Source organism: Gelidibacter salicanalis (genome assembly GCF_016469035.1).
Classification (GTDB): Bacteria; Bacteroidota; Bacteroidia; order Flavobacteriales; family Flavobacteriaceae; genus Gelidibacter; species Gelidibacter salicanalis_A.
Genome location: NZ_JAEHJZ010000004.1, coordinates 186608 through 206187, shown reverse-complemented (window position 1 = coordinate 206187; position 19580 = coordinate 186608). Strand labels below are relative to the sequence as shown.

General features: G+C 42.0%; 10 protein-coding genes and 2 pseudogenes. 4 read left to right on the top strand and 8 right to left on the bottom strand.

Annotated features, from left to right (window positions below; genetic code table 11):
- Positions 1-744: 744 nt before the first annotated feature.
- Positions 745-1167 (bottom strand): annotated as a pseudogene (locus tag JEM65_RS02900) (tyrosine-type recombinase/integrase); the annotation flags it as partial.
- A 12-nt stretch (positions 1168-1179) separates the two neighbouring features.
- On the bottom strand, positions 1180-1953 hold the full coding sequence (locus JEM65_RS02895; protein ID WP_199597065.1) for a phage integrase SAM-like domain and Arm DNA-binding domain-containing protein: 774 nt from the start codon (positions 1951-1953) through the stop codon (positions 1180-1182).
- 725 nt (positions 1954-2678) lie between these two features.
- Here JEM65_RS02895 and JEM65_RS02890 point away from each other — a divergent pair.
- A complete protein-coding gene (locus tag JEM65_RS02890; RefSeq protein ID WP_233530496.1) occupies positions 2679-2834 on the top strand; it encodes a helix-turn-helix domain-containing protein in 156 nt (51 codons plus the stop codon).
- 411 nt (positions 2835-3245) lie between these two features.
- Here the strand turns inward: JEM65_RS02890 and JEM65_RS02885 are convergent, their stop codons facing one another.
- Complete coding sequence (locus JEM65_RS02885) at positions 3246-5897, bottom strand: DEAD/DEAH box helicase (RefSeq protein ID WP_199597064.1); 2652 nt, start codon at positions 5895-5897, stop codon at positions 3246-3248.
- A 280-nt stretch (positions 5898-6177) separates the two neighbouring features.
- Here JEM65_RS02885 and JEM65_RS02880 point away from each other — a divergent pair, with 280 nt between their 5' ends.
- The 3 genes and pseudogenes from JEM65_RS02880 to JEM65_RS02870 all read left to right on the top strand — a co-directional run bounded on the left by JEM65_RS02880 (position 6178) and on the right by JEM65_RS02870 (position 7925).
- Positions 6178-6525, top strand: coding sequence for a hypothetical protein (locus JEM65_RS02880; protein WP_199597063.1), 348 nt, complete (start codon positions 6178-6180; stop codon positions 6523-6525).
- Between the two features lie 30 nt (positions 6526-6555).
- Positions 6556-6975, top strand: a pseudogene (gene tnpA / locus JEM65_RS02875) (IS200/IS605 family transposase).
- 290 nt (positions 6976-7265) lie between these two features.
- A complete protein-coding gene (locus JEM65_RS02870; RefSeq protein ID WP_233530495.1) occupies positions 7266-7925 on the top strand; it encodes a transposase in 660 nt (219 codons plus the stop codon).
- A gap of 75 nt (positions 7926-8000) precedes the next feature.
- Here JEM65_RS02870 and JEM65_RS02865 read toward each other — a convergent pair whose 3' ends face one another.
- The 5 genes from JEM65_RS02865 to JEM65_RS02845 all read right to left on the bottom strand — a co-directional run bounded on the left by JEM65_RS02865 (position 8001) and on the right by JEM65_RS02845 (position 19274).
- Positions 8001-8324, bottom strand: a complete 324-nt coding sequence (locus JEM65_RS02865) for a hypothetical protein (RefSeq protein ID WP_199597062.1) — start codon at positions 8322-8324, stop codon at positions 8001-8003.
- A gap of 256 nt (positions 8325-8580) precedes the next feature.
- Positions 8581-9114 carry a hypothetical protein gene (locus JEM65_RS02860; protein ID WP_199597061.1) on the bottom strand — a complete coding sequence of 178 codons (534 nt, stop codon included), beginning with the start codon at positions 9112-9114 and terminating at the stop codon, positions 8581-8583.
- 120 nt (positions 9115-9234) lie between these two features.
- On the bottom strand, positions 9235-9486 hold the full coding sequence (locus tag JEM65_RS02855) for a hypothetical protein (protein ID WP_199597060.1): 252 nt from the start codon (positions 9484-9486) through the stop codon (positions 9235-9237).
- Complete coding sequence (locus JEM65_RS02850; RefSeq protein ID WP_199597059.1) at positions 9483-9740, bottom strand: hypothetical protein; 258 nt, start codon at positions 9738-9740, stop codon at positions 9483-9485. The genes JEM65_RS02855 and JEM65_RS02850 overlap by 4 nt, the downstream gene beginning before the upstream one ends.
- Positions 9741-10643: 903 nt before the next feature.
- On the bottom strand, positions 10644-19274 hold the full coding sequence (locus tag JEM65_RS02845) for a PKD domain-containing protein (protein WP_199597058.1): 8631 nt from the start codon (positions 19272-19274) through the stop codon (positions 10644-10646).
- Between the last annotated feature and the right edge of the window lie 306 nt (positions 19275-19580).

Below are 19580 nucleotides of genomic sequence, written 5' to 3'. Positions count from 1 at the left end.
CAAATTAAATTTTCATTTACTATTCAGCCTGTACCACAAGCATTTAGTTATGAGTAATTTGTGCTATTAGTTTTGAAAAACCGCTTGTTTAAAACCTCTGTTAATCACCTTGTTTAATTTTTTTTTAGCTTTTTCAAAAGTATAAGGAAGAATTACATTTTTCCAATCTATTGCATAATTGTAAAATACCATGTAAATAAAAATTCTTTCCTGAGTATTTTACGTTTGTTGACGAAAATATTGGTAATCCTTTTTTCTTTTTTAAATATTGATCACTTTATTTTTAAAAAGCAAATACATCTCTCGAAATTTTGAATTCATCGGTTTCTTTTTAAGCTGATCTTTCTATGTTGTGACAAATTATGTTTCCAACAATTAAAGAAATTTAAGATTTGTCGGATTCTATACATAATTAAGGATAATCATCAAGTGTAAGAGAAAAATGGGATATATACATATTAACAACATAGAAGAAATATATAATTAACTTGGTGAAACGTAAAACCTATAGAATGTTTTTTAGTATAATTAGGAAATTTCGGAAAATGACAAAAATAAATTAGATACAAAAAATCCGAATAAGGGAACAGCTCTCACGATTAGAGCATATGATAAGAATTAAGACAGTATATAGATACGATTAAATCCAAATGCAAATAAATAATAGCTAAATACTAATTAAGTGTAGTAATAATAAGGATAAAGTGCTAAAATAATCTAAAGAAATTAAAATAGAATTCTCAATTAAAGTAATATATCAATCGCATCATCTAAAACGGAATTGTCAAATTCTTTGAGATATGCCTGAGTGACAGCAAGATTTTGATGCCCCATAGATTCACTAATTATATCGGTAGCAACTCCTTTTTGTTTTAAACAGTTTGCAAAACTATGTCTAGCGACATAACTGCTAAGGGGCTTGTAGATTTCGCAGATTTCGGCAATCTCTTTTAATTCCTTGTTGTAACGTTGGAGCGTTTTATGTTTTCTATTCTCTAGTTGTGATGGGGTTGAGCTGTTTTTCAAAAGAATTGGAAATACATAATTAGTACCTGTTGATAACTGTTTGTAATAGCTCAGTATCTCTTGAACAGGGAGAACAATCTTAATTTTAAAATGTCCTTTTGTTTTGGATCTCGTATAATAGATGTTGTCGAAGTCAGTGTCTTTCCATTCAAGTTACATCATGTCGGCAAAATTCATACCTCTAGTATAAAAACTGAAGATAAAATAGTTTCGGGAATTAATAAACGATGGATACTTAATTAAGTCCAGATCTCTAATTTTTAAGACTTCCTCTATTGATAAAGCCTTTTTTAGGTTTTTACCTTTAAGTTTTGAGACCTTATATATCTTAAAGGGATAATCCTGTTCTTTCGCAATGTTTCTTTCAATGGCGAAGTTGTATAGCGCTCTTATTGTCCTCATCCGCACACCTATGCCTCCATCACTTCCGCCTCGCGACCTTAAAAAAGCCTCATATTTATATAAAAAAGAAGGAGTAACTTCTTTAAAGTTAAGTCTGGTACTCTTATTGAATTTTTTTAAAGATTCAAAAGTGTCTTTATTTACTTTTGCATTTCCTGTTCTTCCTGCGTAGATCATTTCGCCAATAATCTCATCCCAGAAATAAAAAACATTTTGCTGTACGGGATTAGATACAATTCTAAAACGATTCTCAAAGTCTCGCAAAGTGAAATCACTCTTTTCCATCTCGAGTTCTGAAAGGATTTTTAAAGCTCTGTCCTTAAATTTTAGAAGTAACCTGTTATTCTGGGTGCTATTTGAATTCTTAGTTGTGAAACTACCCGTTGTTTGGTTCCATTCATTCGGAAAAGCTCTGAATATCGTTTGAAAAAATTTCGAATGTCTATCTTTAGATACCCTCAAAGAGATGGGGTAACTGCCATCAGCGAGCTTTGTTTTTCTTAATACGGTTTTTACGGTTGCCATAGGTTTAGAATAAATCAGTACAACATCTGTACAACAAATTGCCTTTTAAAGGTAAATCATATGCAAATAGAAACAAAGCAAAAATTCATAAAACATTGATAATCAATCAATAATAAGCTATATGTTGACAAATGAAAACTGAAATTAATTGTCTCATAATCAGGTGGTCCCTGGTTCGAGCCCAGGTGGGACCACACCAGTAAAGACAAGCCTTTCAAGAAATTGAAAGGTTTTTTTATTGTGTGCCGTGCATGGCAAATAACTAGACGGTGCAAGTCCGTTATGGGGGTCTGTAGTTACCTGCCATTAGCTCAAGGTAAGGGTGTCCATCGCGAGGTGGAATCTAAAGGAAGCCAGCGGCGGAATACGACAAGGTTAAGGATATTAAAAACATTTAACAATGAATACAACAGAAAAAGAATATAACGCCATTGTAGAACGTGTTGAAACACTTTTATAGGATGCTGATAACATTGAGAACACAGATACTAAAAGCTACATTGAATTAAATTTATTACCTAAGCTTTTAGCCCATTATGAGGAGTGAACCTATCCAATAAAAAAAACCTCATTGGTTGAGGTCATTAAGTTACGTAGGGCAGAAATGTGGATATTCAGGTGATGTTGACCCCCTATTCTGGCCATACTGACCCCTCTAAGGATTTTGGTCAAAAAGATAAGTTAATGACAATATTACAGTTTTTTTCTTAGACTTTCTCCCGGAAATGGGATTGAACCAAAAACGGTTAGATGAGCTTTTGGGCGTTAGTACCTCACGGGTCAGTGAATACCTCAACGGTAAAAGCGAACCACCTCTAAACGTAGCAAGGGAAATAAGCCAAAGATTAAGTATTGAAGCTTCAATTGTATTTGGGGTATAAATCCATTCAAAACGTTTTAACAAGAGGATTCAAATTAACTGCATCCTTTTGTTACTTAGATAGTGTAGCAAATGCAGGTTGAAAAACAAATAAAAAAAATGCGCTTTGAAATGTTGGGAAATATCCTTGGTACTTCTCGACTACCATTTAAAAAACCGTCCACTCCAAAACAAGTGGAAAAAGTTTCGTTTTTCCAGTCAACCTTATACCCTATTAGTCCCAAAAGACCCCTGTATCCATTAGGATATACATATTGTATTGGGAAGTAATTTCTTTATTCGTTATATTATTTTGGAGTATAAGCTTTTTTATGTTCTTGTGTCTTTCGATTTTGGGCATCGTACCATATTCACCTATAAAAAATTCATTTAAAACCATCCAACCTCAAAAAGAACTCTGTAATTATGGGGGTTACATTTCCATTTTAAATGTGATGGAAACCTCCCCCGTCTCTTTGTTGATGCTTACCCTTGGTTTTCCCGCGGCCGGCATGTCTTTTCCCGTGCCCATCTTGTAGATACCGGTCAAAAATTCCATCCCCTTGGTCATTACTTCTTCCATTTGCTCAAGATTGTTTTCTTTTTTTCCGTTGCTGTCATTTTCAGCAGGTGCCGTTTGGGGGTTTTGGTTTTCCGGTTTGCCCACTTTTTCGGCAGGTTGGTTGTCCTTGACGGGTTCTGTTTGCGCCGTCATCTCACGGAGCCCCTCTTCCTCTTGGGTCTCCAAGGTTAATTCATTATCAGCCAGGGATTTTGTGAAGCTATCTTCCCCGAGCACCTCTTCCAGTTGTTTGATAAATTGTGATTTTCCCTTTTCTGAAAAATCCACCTCGTCCGTAAGGCTTCCCGAATTCAGTACACCTTCAAAAAGACTCTGCTTTAGAATAAGACCAGCAGCTATTTTTATTTCTATAGAATCGTACGAGAGCAGGTTAAACACGTGCAGCTTCTGTTTTGTTTGTCCGATCCGGTCAATACGGCCAATACGTTGGTTTTTCTTTGCGGGGTTCCATGGCAATTCAAAATTGATTACCGTATCGGCCACCTGCAGGTTAAGTCCGGTACCGCCCGATTCACTGGAGAGAAAGATATTGCAATCTGGATTATCCTCAAATTCCTTGATCACGGCACCACGTTTCTTCACGGGTACTTTCCCTGTTAGCATAGTATAGGTAATACCTTCCTCTTTAAGCATCGCACCGATAAGGTTCAACATAATGACCCATTCCGAAAAAATAATGATTTTTCTATTGTTTTTCTTAACATCCAAGTTTTCTATTAGGATTTCCCGGAGTTCCACCAATTTTGGGGAAATATGGGACTCCTTGTCGATGAGATAGGTGGAGTCGCACACCATACGCATATTGGTCAATAGGTGCATCAGTTTTTGCCAATCATAAGTGGTCTTGAATTTTTTGGCGAGAATAGAGGCGATGCCCCTTGCAAAACTGGCATGCAGTCCGGCCTGCTCATCGGAGAGTTCCACATATACGTTTTTTTGGACCACATTGGGCAACTGGTTGAACACCTCTTGTTTTTCCCTTCGGATGAGGATAGGCTCCAGTTGGGCTTTTAGGCCTTGCAGGTTATAGTAGCCGCGTATTTTGTTTTTGGAATTGGCGTCAAAAATACAATGCCGGTATGAGAACTCCCACAGCGGTGCCAGATAATAAGGATCCAAAAACTGTACGATAGAATAGAGGTCCAACAACTTATTCTCCAACGGAGTGCCCGTTATTACCAAGGCGTGTTTTTTGTGTATTGACTTTACGGCATTGGCGGTTTTGGTCTCATAGTTCTTGATCTTCTGTGCCTCATCAAGTATTACGAAATCATACCCTGCTTTGTTGATAAAAGGCAGGTCCCGCAATACGGTTTCATAATTAATGATATGGAAAAAAGAGGGGTCGTTAAGATACATTTCGTTGCGTTCCTCTGGGTATCCCTCCACCACAACGGCCTTCTCATTGGTAAACTTCAATACCTCATTCTTCCATTGGCTTTTCACCGATGCCGGACAAATTACCAAAGTTTTTCCAAAATCAAAGATCTTTTTTTTGAGCACTGCCGTCCCAATGGCTTGAAGGGTTTTTCCCAGTCCCATTTCATCGGCGATGATTACACCTTTTTTAAAGACCGCAATCGCTACGCCTTCTTTCTGATAAGGGTAGAGGGTAGCTTTAATGGGCGAAAAATCCAGATGGGTGTTTTTTTGCTGTTGGTCCAGTATGTTTTTCTCGAAATAGGCCTCCACCTTCTCATAGACCTCCTCCCGTATCTTTATACGTTCCAGGTCCCTGGATTTGTGCACAAACGAATAAAACGGGGCTATTTTGGAATCACCAATATGGTTTTTGTTGCCAAAGTAGGATGTTAGCAATTTCTTTTCCTCGGTTCGCAAAGTTTCCGGATAGAACCACGTAATCCTATAATCGTTCAACGGATCGGTAAATATTTCGATAAATGGATACTTTTTGTCCATTTTCCTTGTCTTGGAAGGATTGTCTTCCAAATAATTGAACAGGTACATAATGTGCTTGGTAGTGCCCAGTTTATTGGTACGCCAATCAATATTGTTAATATAGCCGGTCCTGTTCACAAAATCGCGAAGAGTAATCTTGAATGCTTTTCCTTTTTCGTTGGTCAAAGTGTGTTCTCCGTGCAGGTTATTGGCCAGCACTACCTTATATTCAGCTTTTTTGGCCTTATCATAACGCTCCTCCATTACCCGCTTAATCATGCCTTTTCGGGTATATTTAATGCCTTCGGAAAGGGTTTCGCCCTTAAATTCATCGGCAATTACGTACAGAGCAGTAAGGCCATGGACATCCCATTCTATCATTCTATCGTTGGTTTTTGGGTATAGCCGATTCTCACCTTCAACAGCTATATGGACGGTACGCTCTTCCCCGTTTGCCACTAGTACCGTGATTTTTTCTTTTCCTTGGGATAGGATCGTGTGTTGGCCTTCCCCGAAAAAACGCTTTGCATCCTCTATTTCGGACGGGGACAATCTTTCTTTTTCCACTATCGATCTTATCGTTCGTTCTACCAGTTCCAGCATGGTTAGTCTATTTTTATTTAATTTGCAAATTTACTCAAATAGTAAATTTTTTTTAAGGTTCCATGGACCATTTTACACCAATTTATTAACCAATGATTGTGGAAATATAGCAAAAGCCGAACAACGACAATCTTTTCGGGTATGTTTATATCGATTTTCGTTTGTGATAATTATCTCTTATTTCTCCTTAAATCCGCACAGAAAAGTATAAGGAAAGACAAAAAGTCAATGAAAACAACGCTTGAGACTCTTTTTTCTTACTAAGATTTCACTAAATTCGGTGAAATCTCGCAGGATAAAAATTACAACATTTTTTGAAAACATCAATTTTTTTGGCGGATTAAATTCTATCCCGGACGAATATGACCGATTAAACCTCCGCCATACGATAACCTCCTATTTGGGAAAACGCTCTGTATTGACTACCTATCAGTATTCTGACATCATCAAAAATATTTGGATTCTTCTATTTGCCGGCGGTGATTGTGCTGAGGATATCCATACCAATTTAAAATCGGAGCTTAGTAGCGTTCTAGGAATGAGTGTATCATCTCCCGATATGGCATATACTATTCCATTTACTATGTATTGGGAAACCATACTGATTGGAAGTTTCAAGGATTGGTAAATCAAATGTATAATGCTAAATCATGCATTGATGAGTGAACATATTCACAAGAGTCATAATAAAAGCTTGCTTTTGTATCATTGTGTTTGTCCCTATAAAATATAGGAGAAAAGTATTGAATGCTAAAGTTTCGTCCACTTTTAAGGATATTTATCTGAAAATCGAAGAGCGTTACGAGATTCACTTTTTGGAAATTGGTCAGGATGATGACCATGTTCATTTTTTGATTCAGAGCATTTTTTGATTCAGAGCATCCCAATGAATGCTCCCAAGAAGATAGTCGGAGCTGTCAAGAGCATTACGGCCAAAGAGATTTTCCGTCTTCACCCAGAGTTCAAACAGATGCTTTGGGGCGGCAATTTTTGGACAAGTGGCTACTATGAGAATACTGCGGGTCAATATGCAGGTGAGGAAGTGATAAAAAAATATATAATGCGAATCAAGACTTGAATCATAATGAAAAAACAAGCTTAATCTGTTGCAAAACAACGCTTCAAACTTATTTAAATTAATGATTTTCAACATCTTAATAGTCAATTTCCTACAAGATTATTTTGAATACAGAGACCAACAACAAGGATTTCAAGTTAGTGAAAATATATTACTATATCTGTGAAAAGTTCGGGGGCAACCTACAGTATAGTTGTGAACGCTTCAGCAACAATAGGGAACCTAAGCTTACAGGCCAAGAAATTATAACCATATACCTTTTTGTGATGCAGCATCAGGGGATTTTTAAAATGAACAAGATACATCAATTTGCAAGGAAATATCTACTGGATTGGTTTCCCGATCTGGGCAGCTATCAAGCCTTTAACAATAGGCTCAACAGGATTTCCCATGTAATGGGTCGGTTTGTGGAAACACTCTTGGGTGAATTTGCCCCAAAAGAGTGCTCCGGGAATTTTAGCGTGCTGGATTCCATGCCCATTCTTACCTGCTCGGGGAAACGTGCAGGAAAGGTAGCGCCGGAAATAACGGCCAAGGGCCACTGTTCCACAAAAAGCATGTACTATTACGGCATGAAGCTGCATGCGCTGGGCTTTTGCAATGCAGGTAGGTTGCCACATCCAGAGCAGATCATATTTACACCAGCTTCCGCCAATGATCTTAGCCTTTATAAAGAGGCTTGGTCCGAAATTGAAGACCGTACTTTCTTTGGAGATAAAATATATAATGACACTGCTTTTTTTCAAAATATGAATGCCAACTTTAACTCTGAGATGCTAACTCCCGTAAAGGCCGTAAAAGGAATGGCGGATGTTCTGAGAAAAATTGACAGAGCCTGTAACGACCTATATTCAAGAGCTGTGTCTAAAATCAGACAGCCCATAGGGGCATTGTTCAGTTGGCTTATTGAAAAATCTGACATACAGAAAGCAAGTAAGTCAGGTCTATAAAAGGTTTGACCCTTCATGCATATGGAAGACTGGCGGCGGCCTTTATAGCACTAATTTTTTAACCCTTGATTCGCATTAGTTATTATTATCTATAAAAAATATTTGTGTTTCTTCATTCTCTACAATATTAAAAGAGTAGGTTCCGCTGTGCAAATAAAAAGAATTGCTGTTTCCAATTTTGTTTTCTACTATCAAAATCGAATTCGTTTGGTCGAAAGTCCATTTTACGTCCCCTATGGAATAGTCGTTGTTCATACTTCCTAACCCACCTCTTATATTAGTGAGATACCAAGTTCCATTAATACTTTTTTCTTGCGATGAATCATCATCATCATTATTACAGCTATTCAAAAACCCAATTCCGACAATCAGAAGTAAGACTAAAATTCGTGCTTTCATAATATTTTTTTTAAAGATGCTAAAAATGAGAATCAGTTGCGTTTGATATTGACTAACATTGTTATAATGGTTTGTTTTTAGCTTTTATTTGGGTTTTTTTTTCCTAATCAAACATTAGGTTAAGGAGATTAATTTCTTACCGAAATGCGAGTAATTTCCAGCGGAAATTCAGATATAGTAAACTTGAAACGATCTTTGGTTAAGCCCAAAATTGAGCAATTATTTTAATACATCTTCTTTGTTGTAGCACGTTTTTTTATTGTTTATAAGTAATTTGTTCATTCCATCTATCAATATTTAATGGTATCTCACTTTGCCCTTCAATTTTAAATGGAGTTAGGTCAAATGAAATTGATTTTTGAAATACTGCTTGACATAACTCTTCATTTATCAATTCCATTCTGACTGCTCGTTGTAATGGGAAAACAGCATAAAAAGCATTTACACTATATAAATTCTCTCCCCACAATTCTGTTCCACATCCACTGAAACTGAACGTTATTTCCAAGCAATCGCTTTTTAATTCAACTTCAGTTATTTCATAATTTGAAGTATTAATTAAATTAAATTCAACTTCGGAAATAATTTCAGAGATGATATCACAATTCTGTGCAATAGTGGAATCATCATCTGAATTACAATTGAAAGTCAGTATACATAGAAAAATAATAAGTGTACTTTTTTCATAATATATAAGTTTATCTTCTATAAGATGTAAAAATGTTGAAATGGTTGCGCTTAATGTGCTACTGCATATATGTATATCTTGAGCTGTGGCGCAGCCGGCCAAGCAGATGACTCAACACGAACCTCTTTAAATAAGAACTGGCTTTGGGAAATCAGCAGGATTTTCCAAGTGAGGGCAGACCAGCCCACGGCTTATATATTGCTTTCGTGTTTTATTTTTCATTTAAAATTGAATGTATCTTTTTGGCAATAACTTTACATTTAACTGGTCCACATGGATCCCAAAAGCTGGACTTAAAACAGTATTTGTCATTTTATTTATCTGATCAACTGTGTTGGTCTTTTTTACATGCCATAAAATATCAGTTGCTTCGATTTCATAGTTATTCAAGTCACTTATCTGAGAGGATCGTTCCCCGAGCGGATTCCATTCCGTTAATAAAGCTTGTACTTTGGCTAAGTGTTCTTTATTCATTTTATATTAGATACGAATTGTGATCGAGCTTTTCCGTCAATTTGTACACCTTTATTGGAACAATATTTTTTTAATTTATCCAAATCGACGATAAAGTCGTTTACAGTTAAACCTTGGGAAGTTAAGATGTGCTTTGTTCTTAAATATGATTTGTGCCAATCTTCCCAAGAGTCATGCATTGCATCTCTATCGTTAATCATTTTTAAGAATTTATTCCAATCTTTTCTGCGATAATATGCCAAATTTACTTCCATAATAAATTTTTATATCATTTTCGACATGCTTGTGGCTAACGTGTTTCTTGTATGATTAGTTGGTTAAGTACCTAATTTAACAAAATAAAAACGGAATAAAAAATCCGCGAGGATTTTTGTAAGTAGTCTAAAACCAGGTAATTAATTATAAACGGTGTGCCCGCTGCACAACTCTGTTGATAAAGTTAATAGAACAATGTGTTTTCAGGTAAAAAATTTTATAATTTGTTGATATGCAAAGTAAAAAGACATATCAAGAAAAGTTGTTCATCCTGTTTTTCTGAGTGAACGTGTTTCCGGGCAAAACTTCTATCGTCAGCTCAAAGGTTTACTGGATCTAGACTATCTCTACAGATTGACCGAATCGATTTACGGTACCTGTGGTCAAAAAAGCATTGATCCCATCGTTTTTTTTAAATTCTGCTTGCTCGGCTATATGCCTGACCGACAGGAAGGCCTGGAGAACATCATCAACGACAGGAGGCTCATCAACATTGTAGTACGCGACTGAACATCTTGTTCTTTATTGGTTATGACATTGAAGATAAACTGCCCTGACATTCCACCCTCAGCCGTGCACGCCAACTTTTTCCGGAAGAGGTGTTCGAGCAGGTCTTTACAAACATGCTTCAGATGTGCATCGAAAAAGGCATGGTAAGCTGACACAAGTAGGCCCTCGATTCTGCGTCCATAAAGGCCAACGCCTCCATGGACAGTATGGAACTGAAAGTGCCGGAAGAAGATCTGGCAGATAGCTTGCAGTATCATTTCCGTTAGAATGGCGAATGCTGAAGCGAGGGAAGGGGAGCAGGAAATTCTCAGCTTTCCCTTCTCAGTGCTATCCATTTGAAGGCTCCATCAACCTCTTTATTTTATCTCCTAAATACCAATCTACGCTTTTTTCTATTTATTAATTATTAATTTGTGTCTTGAATTATTGCCATCGCTGGTAGTAATATTAATAATATATATAGCATTTTCTAAATTGGAAATATCGAAGCGGTAATGTCCTGGTGACAGTTGTGAGTTGCCTGAATTGGTTCTTTTTACCAATCGACCTCCTAGATCGTGAATGTTAAAGTGTATAATATTCAAGGAGACATCAGATAACGTGACCTGCACTTCATAGCTTGCAGGATTAGGTGTTATTCTTGTAATGTTATTTATTTCCGAGAACGGTCCATCGTCACTGCTTTCACTAGCTACAGAATCGGTAAAATTGTCGGCTGTTCCCTTTACCGCAACTCCTTGCTTGTTATTCATTACAGTGCCTAATACCTCGATAGCATTAATGATTGGGTGGCGTACACCACCAACATTTGCAAGAGAGGAAAAATCAATATCCAAGACACCGTCTGTTACTGTAACCGTGTGCGACTTTATCAACATGCTCTGTGGTCCTCCTGCTTGGGCAAACACATCTAGATTGTCCTCTACTAGTTGCCCCTCTAAACTCACATCGAATACCCGGCTACCAACACCTCCCGAGCCTCCACCAGTGGCGCCAAAATAGATTTCTGCAAAATGTAGAATTACCGTATACTCGCCACTAGGAACTGGGATGTTGTAGGCCATAAGCATTGATGGACTGTAACGTATAGTACGGTAGGGCTGAGCCATTCCAGTCTGGGGCCGGTCTAAGGTCTTCCCCACATCAAAATACTGATCTGCTTCAAAAATAGTTCCATTATAGGTCGTTCCTGGGCCTCCCGTATTAATTCTAAGGGCAAAGCCTCCGGCGGCCTCGGGAAGGACCGTTACGGTGACCTCATCGAATGCCGTATCGTTCTCGGGATCGGTCACCGTCAACCTGAACACGTAGCTGCCCTCCACCAAATTACTGGCGCTCAGTGTAGGGGTGGCGGTCCCGCTCAACGCGGCACCGGGTCCGCTTTGCTTGGTCCATAAAAAGCTGACGGCACCTCCATCAGGGTCACTTCCGGTCCCGTTCAATGTAATATTGTTTGTCGGCAAGGTTATGGTCTGGTCGGGCCCTGCATTGGCAATCGGGGCTGCCCCTGCAGCCATTTGGACTACCAGCATGGCCTCATCCGTTCCGGTCTCGTTCTGGTCATCGGTGACGGCAAGCCTGAACACATAGGTTCCTGCGGCCAATCCGCCCACGGTAAGGTCCGCCGTACTGTCCCCGCTCAGCGTGGCGGTATTCGGGCCGCTCTGCTGAGTCCATTGGTAGGCGGTGATCGCACCGCCGTCCGGGTCTGTGCCCGTTCCGTTGAAGATCGTGCTGTTTATCGGCAAGGTTATGGTCTGGTCGGCACCGGCCTCCACAATCGGAGCAGTCCCTGCAGCCGTCTGGACTACCAGCGTGACCTCGTCCGTTCCGGTCTCGTTCTGGTCATCGATGACGGTCAGCCTGAACACATAGGTTCCTGCTGCCAATCCACCCACGGTAAGGTCCGCCGTACTGTCCCCGCTCAGCGTGGCGGTGTTCGGGCCGCTCTGCTGTGTCCATTGGTAGGCGATGATCGTGCCGCCGTCAGGGTCTGTTCCCGTTCCGTTGAAAGTCGTGCTGTTTATCGGCAAGGCAATGGTCTGGTCGGCTCCAGCGTTTGCTACTGGGGGAGCGCTGGAGCTGCCACTGCCCAATACCTCGATTCCAGAAATTTTTGGATTTTCGACGACCTTTGAAAACTGTATGGTGACAAAGCCATCTGTAACTATGACTCCATCAAATGTCTTTTGAATGGCCGTGGCCGGCAATACCTCGGAAAGGATGTCGAAATTGGTAAGGACTGGGTTCCCTTCTATAGTGACATTGAATACCCGAGACCCTGGGCCCCCCGATTGGCTGCCCACCCCAAAATAAAGTTCGGCAAAGTGCAGGCGCACATTATATTCCCCAGAGTTGGGAACCGGTATTTGATATGTAACCACTCCAAAGCGCTCGGTCTGGTAGAGCGCATCGCCATCGGTCCCGGCAATGGGGCTCGATGTATTATATCGTTTTCCCCCGGAAGCATATTGGTCTGCCCCAAAACTGGTCGTCCCCAGGGTGATCTGCGGTCCACCGCTATTGATTCTAAGGGCAAAGCCTTCGACAGCCTCGGGAAGGACCGTTACGGTCACCTCATCGAATGCCGTATTGTTCTCGGGATCGGTCACAGTCAACCTGAACACGTAGCTGCCCTCCACCAAATTACTGGCGCTCAGTGCAGGGGTGGTGGTCCCGCTGAGCGTGGCACTTGGCCCGCTTTGCTGGGTCCATAAAAAGCTGACGGCACCTCCATCAGGGTCACTTCCGGTCCCGTTCAGTATAATATTGTTTGTGGGCAGGTTTATGGTCCGGTCGGCACCGGCCTCCACAATCGGGGCAGTCCCTGCAGCCGTCTGTACCACCAGCGTGACCTGGTCCGTTCCGGTCTCGTTCTGGTCATCGGTGACGGCCAGCCTGAACACATAGGTTCCTTCTACCAATCCATCTACGGTAAGGTCCGCCGTACTGTCCCCGCTCAGGGTGGCGACATTGGGGCCGCGCTGCTGTGTCCATTGGTAGGTGGTGATCGCACCGCCGTCAGGGTCTGTGCCCGTTCCGTTGAAGGTGGCACTGGCAGTGCCCGGCAAGGTTATGGTCTGGTCGGCACCGGCCTCCACAATCGGAGCGGCCCCTGCAGCCGTCTGGACCACCAGCATGACCTCGTCCGTTCCGGTCTCGTTCTGGTCATCGGTGACCGCAAGCCTGAAAACATAATTTCCTGCTGCCAATCCACCTGCGGTAAGGTCCGCCGTACTGTCCCCGCTCAGCGTGGCGGTGTTCGGACCGCTCTGCTGTGTCCATTGGTAGGCGATGATCGCACCACCGTCCGGGTCTGTGCCGGTTCCGTTGAAGGTTGTGGTGTTTATCGGCAAGGCAATGGTCTGGTCGGCTCCAGCGTTTGCTACTGGGGGAGCGCTGGAGCTGCCACTGCCCAATACCTCGATTCCAGAAATTTTTGGATTTTCGACGACCTTTGAAAACTGTATGGTGACAAAGCCATCTGTAACTATGACTCCATCAAATGTCTTTTGAATGGCCGTGGCCGGCAATACCTCGGACAGGATGTCGAAATTGGTAAGTACTGGAAGCCCCTCTATACTGACGTTGAATACCCGTGACCCTAACCCCCCCGATTGGCTGCCCACTCCAAAATAAAGTTCAGCGAAATGCAGGCGCACATCATATTCCCCAGATTTGGGAACCGGTATTTGATAGGTGACCGTACCAAAGCGCTCCGTCTGGTAGAGCACGTCGCCATCGGTCCCGGCAATGGGGCTGGATATATTATATAGCTTTCCCCCGGAAGCATATTGGTCCGCCCCAAAATTGGTGGTCCCCAGGGTGATCTGCGGTCCACCGCTATTGATTCTAAGGGCAAAGCCTCCTGTGGCTTCGGGAAGGACCGTTACGGTGACCTCATCGAATGCCGTATCGTTCTCGGGATCGGTTACCGTCAACCTGAACACGTAGCTGCCCTCCACCAAATTACTGGCGCTCAATGCAGGGGTGGTAGTCCCGCTCAACGCTGCACTTGGCCCGCTTTGCTTGGTCCATAAAAAGCTGACAGCACCTCCATCAGGGTCACTTCCGGTCCCGTTCAATATAATAGTGTTTGTGGGCAGGGTTATGGTCTGGTCGGCACCGGCCTCCACAATCGGAGCTGCCCCTGCAGCCGTCTGGACCACCAGCATGACCTCGTCCGTACTGGTCTCGTTCTGGTCGTCGGTGACCGTCAGCCTGAACACATAGTTTCCTGCCGCCAATCCGCCCACGGTAAGGTCTGCCGTACTGTCCCCGCTCAGGGTGGCGGCATTGGGGCCGCTCTGCTGTGTCCATTGGTAGGCGGTGATCGCACCACCATCCGGGTCGGTGCCGGTTCCGTTAAAGGTGGCACTGGTAGTACTTGGCAAGGTAATGGTCTGGTCAGGCCCTGCATTAGCTATTGGAATTTGACTTCCATTAGATAGAGTCGTATTTTCATAGATGCGCGGCACTTTGTGTTTGAGCCATCCGTTGGAAATCACGTCCAGATCGCCGTCATTATCTATATCGGTTACCATCGCTCCATCATGGTGTTCCTGATCTAAGGCCCCATCATTAAGAATATGGGTCGTCCAAGTACCTGTATTGCAAAGGTCATTCTCAAAAACGAGTAGACGCCTGCTCCCTAACCATTCCCCAACTACAATATCCATATCCCCATCAAAATCAATATCGATTGCAAACACGCTAAGACTACCAGTAACCGAGGTACTCAAAATATGTCTGATCCAAGGCTGGGTAGGATCTTCAGGTGCCTCGAACCATGCGAACTCAGAACGATTAGGATTGCTTCCAAGTCCTAATTGTCCTACTATGGCATCCAATCTTCCGTCACCGTTAAAATCTGCCAATTGCACTCTATCAGGGGTAGTAACATAGGTGACCCCAGTAGAAAAGGTTGTCCAGTTGCCATTGCCTTCGTTCCTGAGCCAATTGATCCCTTGAAAAAGATCCAGATCTCCATCGCCATCAATATCGCCAGCTTTGATATCTTCTCCAGAGGAATTGTTGCTGATGTTGACCAGCGTCCATGTACCTGTGGTGGGATTGGCGGTAGGGGTCAGCAATTGTACTGGGGAACCAGTCGATTCTGCCCCGTTCCAATTGATGGCCATTTGATAAGGATTACCCAGACCAAAATTACCACCTGCGATACCCGCCAAAAAAGGTTCACTATAATTCGTGGTTCCGGCGGGAATATTAGTATATACTGTAAAACTGCCCGAACCGTCATTTTTGGCCCACAACAATTGTGCACTCTTATACTCGTTGCCCGAGCCAGAACCCAAGGTGGTTCCTAGTAAATCTAAAAACCCGTCTCCGTCAAAATCGTAGACATGCACCACATTTCCAAAACCACCACCAATGGTGTTTTTTATCCAATTTCCAGAAGCGGAACCAGGATTTTTATACCACCATCCCCCGGTGACAATATCTTTAAGTCCGTCGCCGTCCAGATCAAAATCTGGTATGGTGTACACTGCCGTATAGGGATTGGTTTCCAATTGGTGGACCGCCCAAGAATTGGGAAAAGGAGTGGAATTGCAAACACCTTGATCCTCAACATTCACCGTTATCTCATTAAATATACCTGTAGGAATGTGGCCAACATCGTAGAGCTCTAAACGTATGATATGGCTTCCTGAACTTAGACCTTCTATATTAATCGGATCGTAATTATAATGTGGTCCTATTATTTGCCCATCTATGGAGTAATGCATATGGGTACCGCCTTCCTGTATGGTCCAATTTTCTACGGAAAAATCAACTTGGAAAGGTTGACTGACAGTAGAATTGTTGGCAGGAAACGTAATATAGATGTTAGGAACGGGTTCAAAGGTTGATGGCGGCAATATTTCGATGCCCGATAGTTTAGGATTTTCAACGACTTTTGAGAATTGTATGGTGGCAAACCCATCCGTTATCGATATGTTATCAAATTCCTTTTTCAGCGCCGTTGCTGGAGCTGTCTCATTCAAAATATCGAAATCAGTTAAAACTGGAACCCCTTCAATACTCACGTTGAAAACGCGAGATCCGGGACCTCCCGACCTTCCTACTCCGAAATAGAGTTCTGCAAAATGTAATCTAATATCATACGCTCCAGCTACCGGCACCGGAACCTCATAGGTAAATGCTCCATAACGCTCGGTTTGATACAATGCATCGTCAGTGGTCTCCGCAATCGGAATTACAGCATTATATAGGCTTCCCCCTGTAAAATATTGGTCCGCTTCAAAACTATCTGGGCCTTGGGATACGAGTGGACCTCCGGCATTGATCCGGATCGTACCGATCATAGAAAGCGGATAATTTCCAGTAGAAACAGGAAGTCCTGTCAAGTTCTGAGCATTGCTGACCGTTAAATTATAGGTGGTATTGGAGCTCATTTGAGAAACGTTAAGCAGTACGGAGCGGCCGTCTCCCAAAAGTGAAGCGCCTGAAACCGTAATCCCGTTGTTAATCGTATAGTTGGAAAGTGTTTCTGCCGAAGCCTGGTTCATATATTCCGAAAATTCAATATGAATCTCCGTCGTACTTAGCGATTTCACCTCATTTATCAACGGGGGTGAGTTGTCCACAGAGACCCCCGCTCCAGTAAACTCTACATAATTCACATCAAAAATATCCTGGGAGCTAGAGCTGTTCTTAAAAACGAAGAACAAGTCATGCTTACCACCCGGGTCAGTAAATGGGGTGTCAATGTTTATCCAAGTATTCAGACTTCCTGTAGCCGGTACAACGGCTGTCGCTAAAATTGGACCAGTACTACTACCAGTTCTAAACTCGATAGTTCCACCAGTTACAATCGAGGCCACTCTGTATCTAACAGAATTGATGTTGAAAAGGTTGCGCCCCGAAAATGATATATGACTGTTGTTATCCACACGGATAGCCTCCTCTCCACCTAAGAGTGGATCGGTATTAGAAATGGTTTCTACCCCACTCTGCGTATCGTAGTATTCGGCTTCCTTACGCTTAGGATGCAATTGGATCTGATCAAAAGCTTGCAACCCACCTTGATCAGTATAATTGGTACCAAGAACATAAAAGAGGTCTGCCCCGCCATCAATGTCATGGCCCTCATACTGCAAAGTCAGGGTCCGAGAGCATCCATTAATGGTAGCGCCATCATGAAAGTGATTTAAATGTCCCAAAGAAGGTACCACGGATACATCGGCACAATCTATACCTGAACCGGTGCTACCGTCTTCCTGATCAATGACCATCAAATCTATGGTAATATCATCACCCCAGCCTACAAACCCACCATCTAAGGGTGAGTTAAATGAAAAAGTTGCAGCGTTGTTTCCCGCATGTATTGTTACGTTCTTTACGCCCACAGCACCTTTGCCGTCATTCACTCTTAATTGCACACTATAGGTTCCAGCAGAGGTAAAGGTGAACGCTGCGTTCTCAGTGGTGGCGTCTACCGTACCGTCGTTTTGGAAGTCCCAGGCATAGGTAAGGGGCGTATCGCCGTTTGGATCCGTTGTGCCGGCACTGGTGAAGTTTACCGTTAAGGGCAGGGAGCCGCTGGTTACATCGGCATTAATTACTACAGTAGGTGGCAAATTGGTAATAATACCAGTATAATCTACACGTACCAACTTGCCTGTACCGGCGTTCTGCGGACAGCACCCCGTACCGTATTCCAAAATGTAAATATGTCCGTCAGGGCCGATCTTCATATCTATAAAACCATTTTTGGAACTCGGGAATACCGAAGGTGCCAATTGTTCATTACTCAAAATATTCCCAGTAGTGTCCAATTTTACCGCCCATATCTTACTGGTATTAAAATCGTAGTAAAAGAAGACGCCATCAAATTCTGCGGGTAAACGTTGTTGATCAGTAGCGGCCCCGTCGTAGTAATATCTGGGACCGGCAAAATAACTCTTGTGAAAAAACTCCAACCATGCAGGCTCAACGGGAGGTAATACGGTGGCTCCTATAGTATAAGGGGCCTTATTCCACACGGAGGTATTCTCCGGTGCCGCGGGATCGTTGTAGAAAGGAGAAGGTGATTTATAAGGTATTTGATAAGGATCATTGTCTACCCCTGAAAAATATGGCCACCCATAATTCCCAGCGGTCTTGGTCAAGTTAATTTCATCCAAACCTTCGGGTCCCATAATACCAGGAGTATTGGCATCCGGTCCAACTTCAGCCCAAAATAGCCAATCCGTATTTTCCTTATCCACAAAGATTCTATAAGGATTACGCGTACCCATTACATATATTTCTGGACGGGTCAATGGGGTTCCTGGAGGAAATAAATTTCCTGCCGGAATGGTATAGCTGCCATTACTGGCATTGGGTTTTATTCGTAGAATTTTTCCGCGATAATCATTGGTGTGAGAGGAGCTTTTCTCAGCACTATTGTTAGGATTATTCTCATCAAGAGCTCCATAAAGCCCATGATTGGTATTGTCTCCTATTGCGATATAAAGATTGCCCTGAGAATCGAATGCCATATCCCCTCCAGCATGATAGGAATTAATACGTTGCACATCCCACTCCAACATAGAAACCTCAGTGGACAGTTCCAATGCGTCACCGTTCATACTAAATTGTGAGATTCTGTTTTTACTAACAGATGGTAAGGAATAATAGACATAGATTTTTTGATTAACGGTAAACTCAGGATCAAAGGCAAGACCTAAAAAACCGTCCTCAAAACCGTGAAATACCGGTAGGACACCAGCTGATACTGTGGATTGGGTATCCGGTTTATAAATAAGCAACTCCCCATAACGATCTACTATAAATATCCGTCCATCTGGAGCAAATTTCATGGTGGTAGCATTCGCTAACCCTGTTAATAACTCAACCTTTTGAAAATCTGTGGGCAGTTGAGCGTTACCGTGATAAACGCTAAAAAGAATCAAAAACACCCCTAATATGGCCCCTCTAGAAATACTGCTCATGTTCTTGTTGAGGTTACGGAACACTGCAAAAAGAAATTCTGGTCTTAATTTTAGTTTATTTTTCATAGTTAGGATGATTTAAAGATCAATGCCATCAACTTCTCAATGATGTAATCGAATTCAAAAGTTTGAAAAACAATTAAGGGGAGGACTATCAGAAATAAATATACGCTATTCCTGTAAAATTTTCATAGTGATTTGATTTATAGTCGATTATATACGAATATATTCGTTAAAACACTACGCTTCTTACATAGAACTACTTAAATAAAAACCAAAAAATTAACAAACAAGGAAAGTTATTGGCTGGTAACAGTCAGCACATGTTACACTTACAGCTGAGCAGTTGAAAGTTCCGTTTCCAAATAAAAA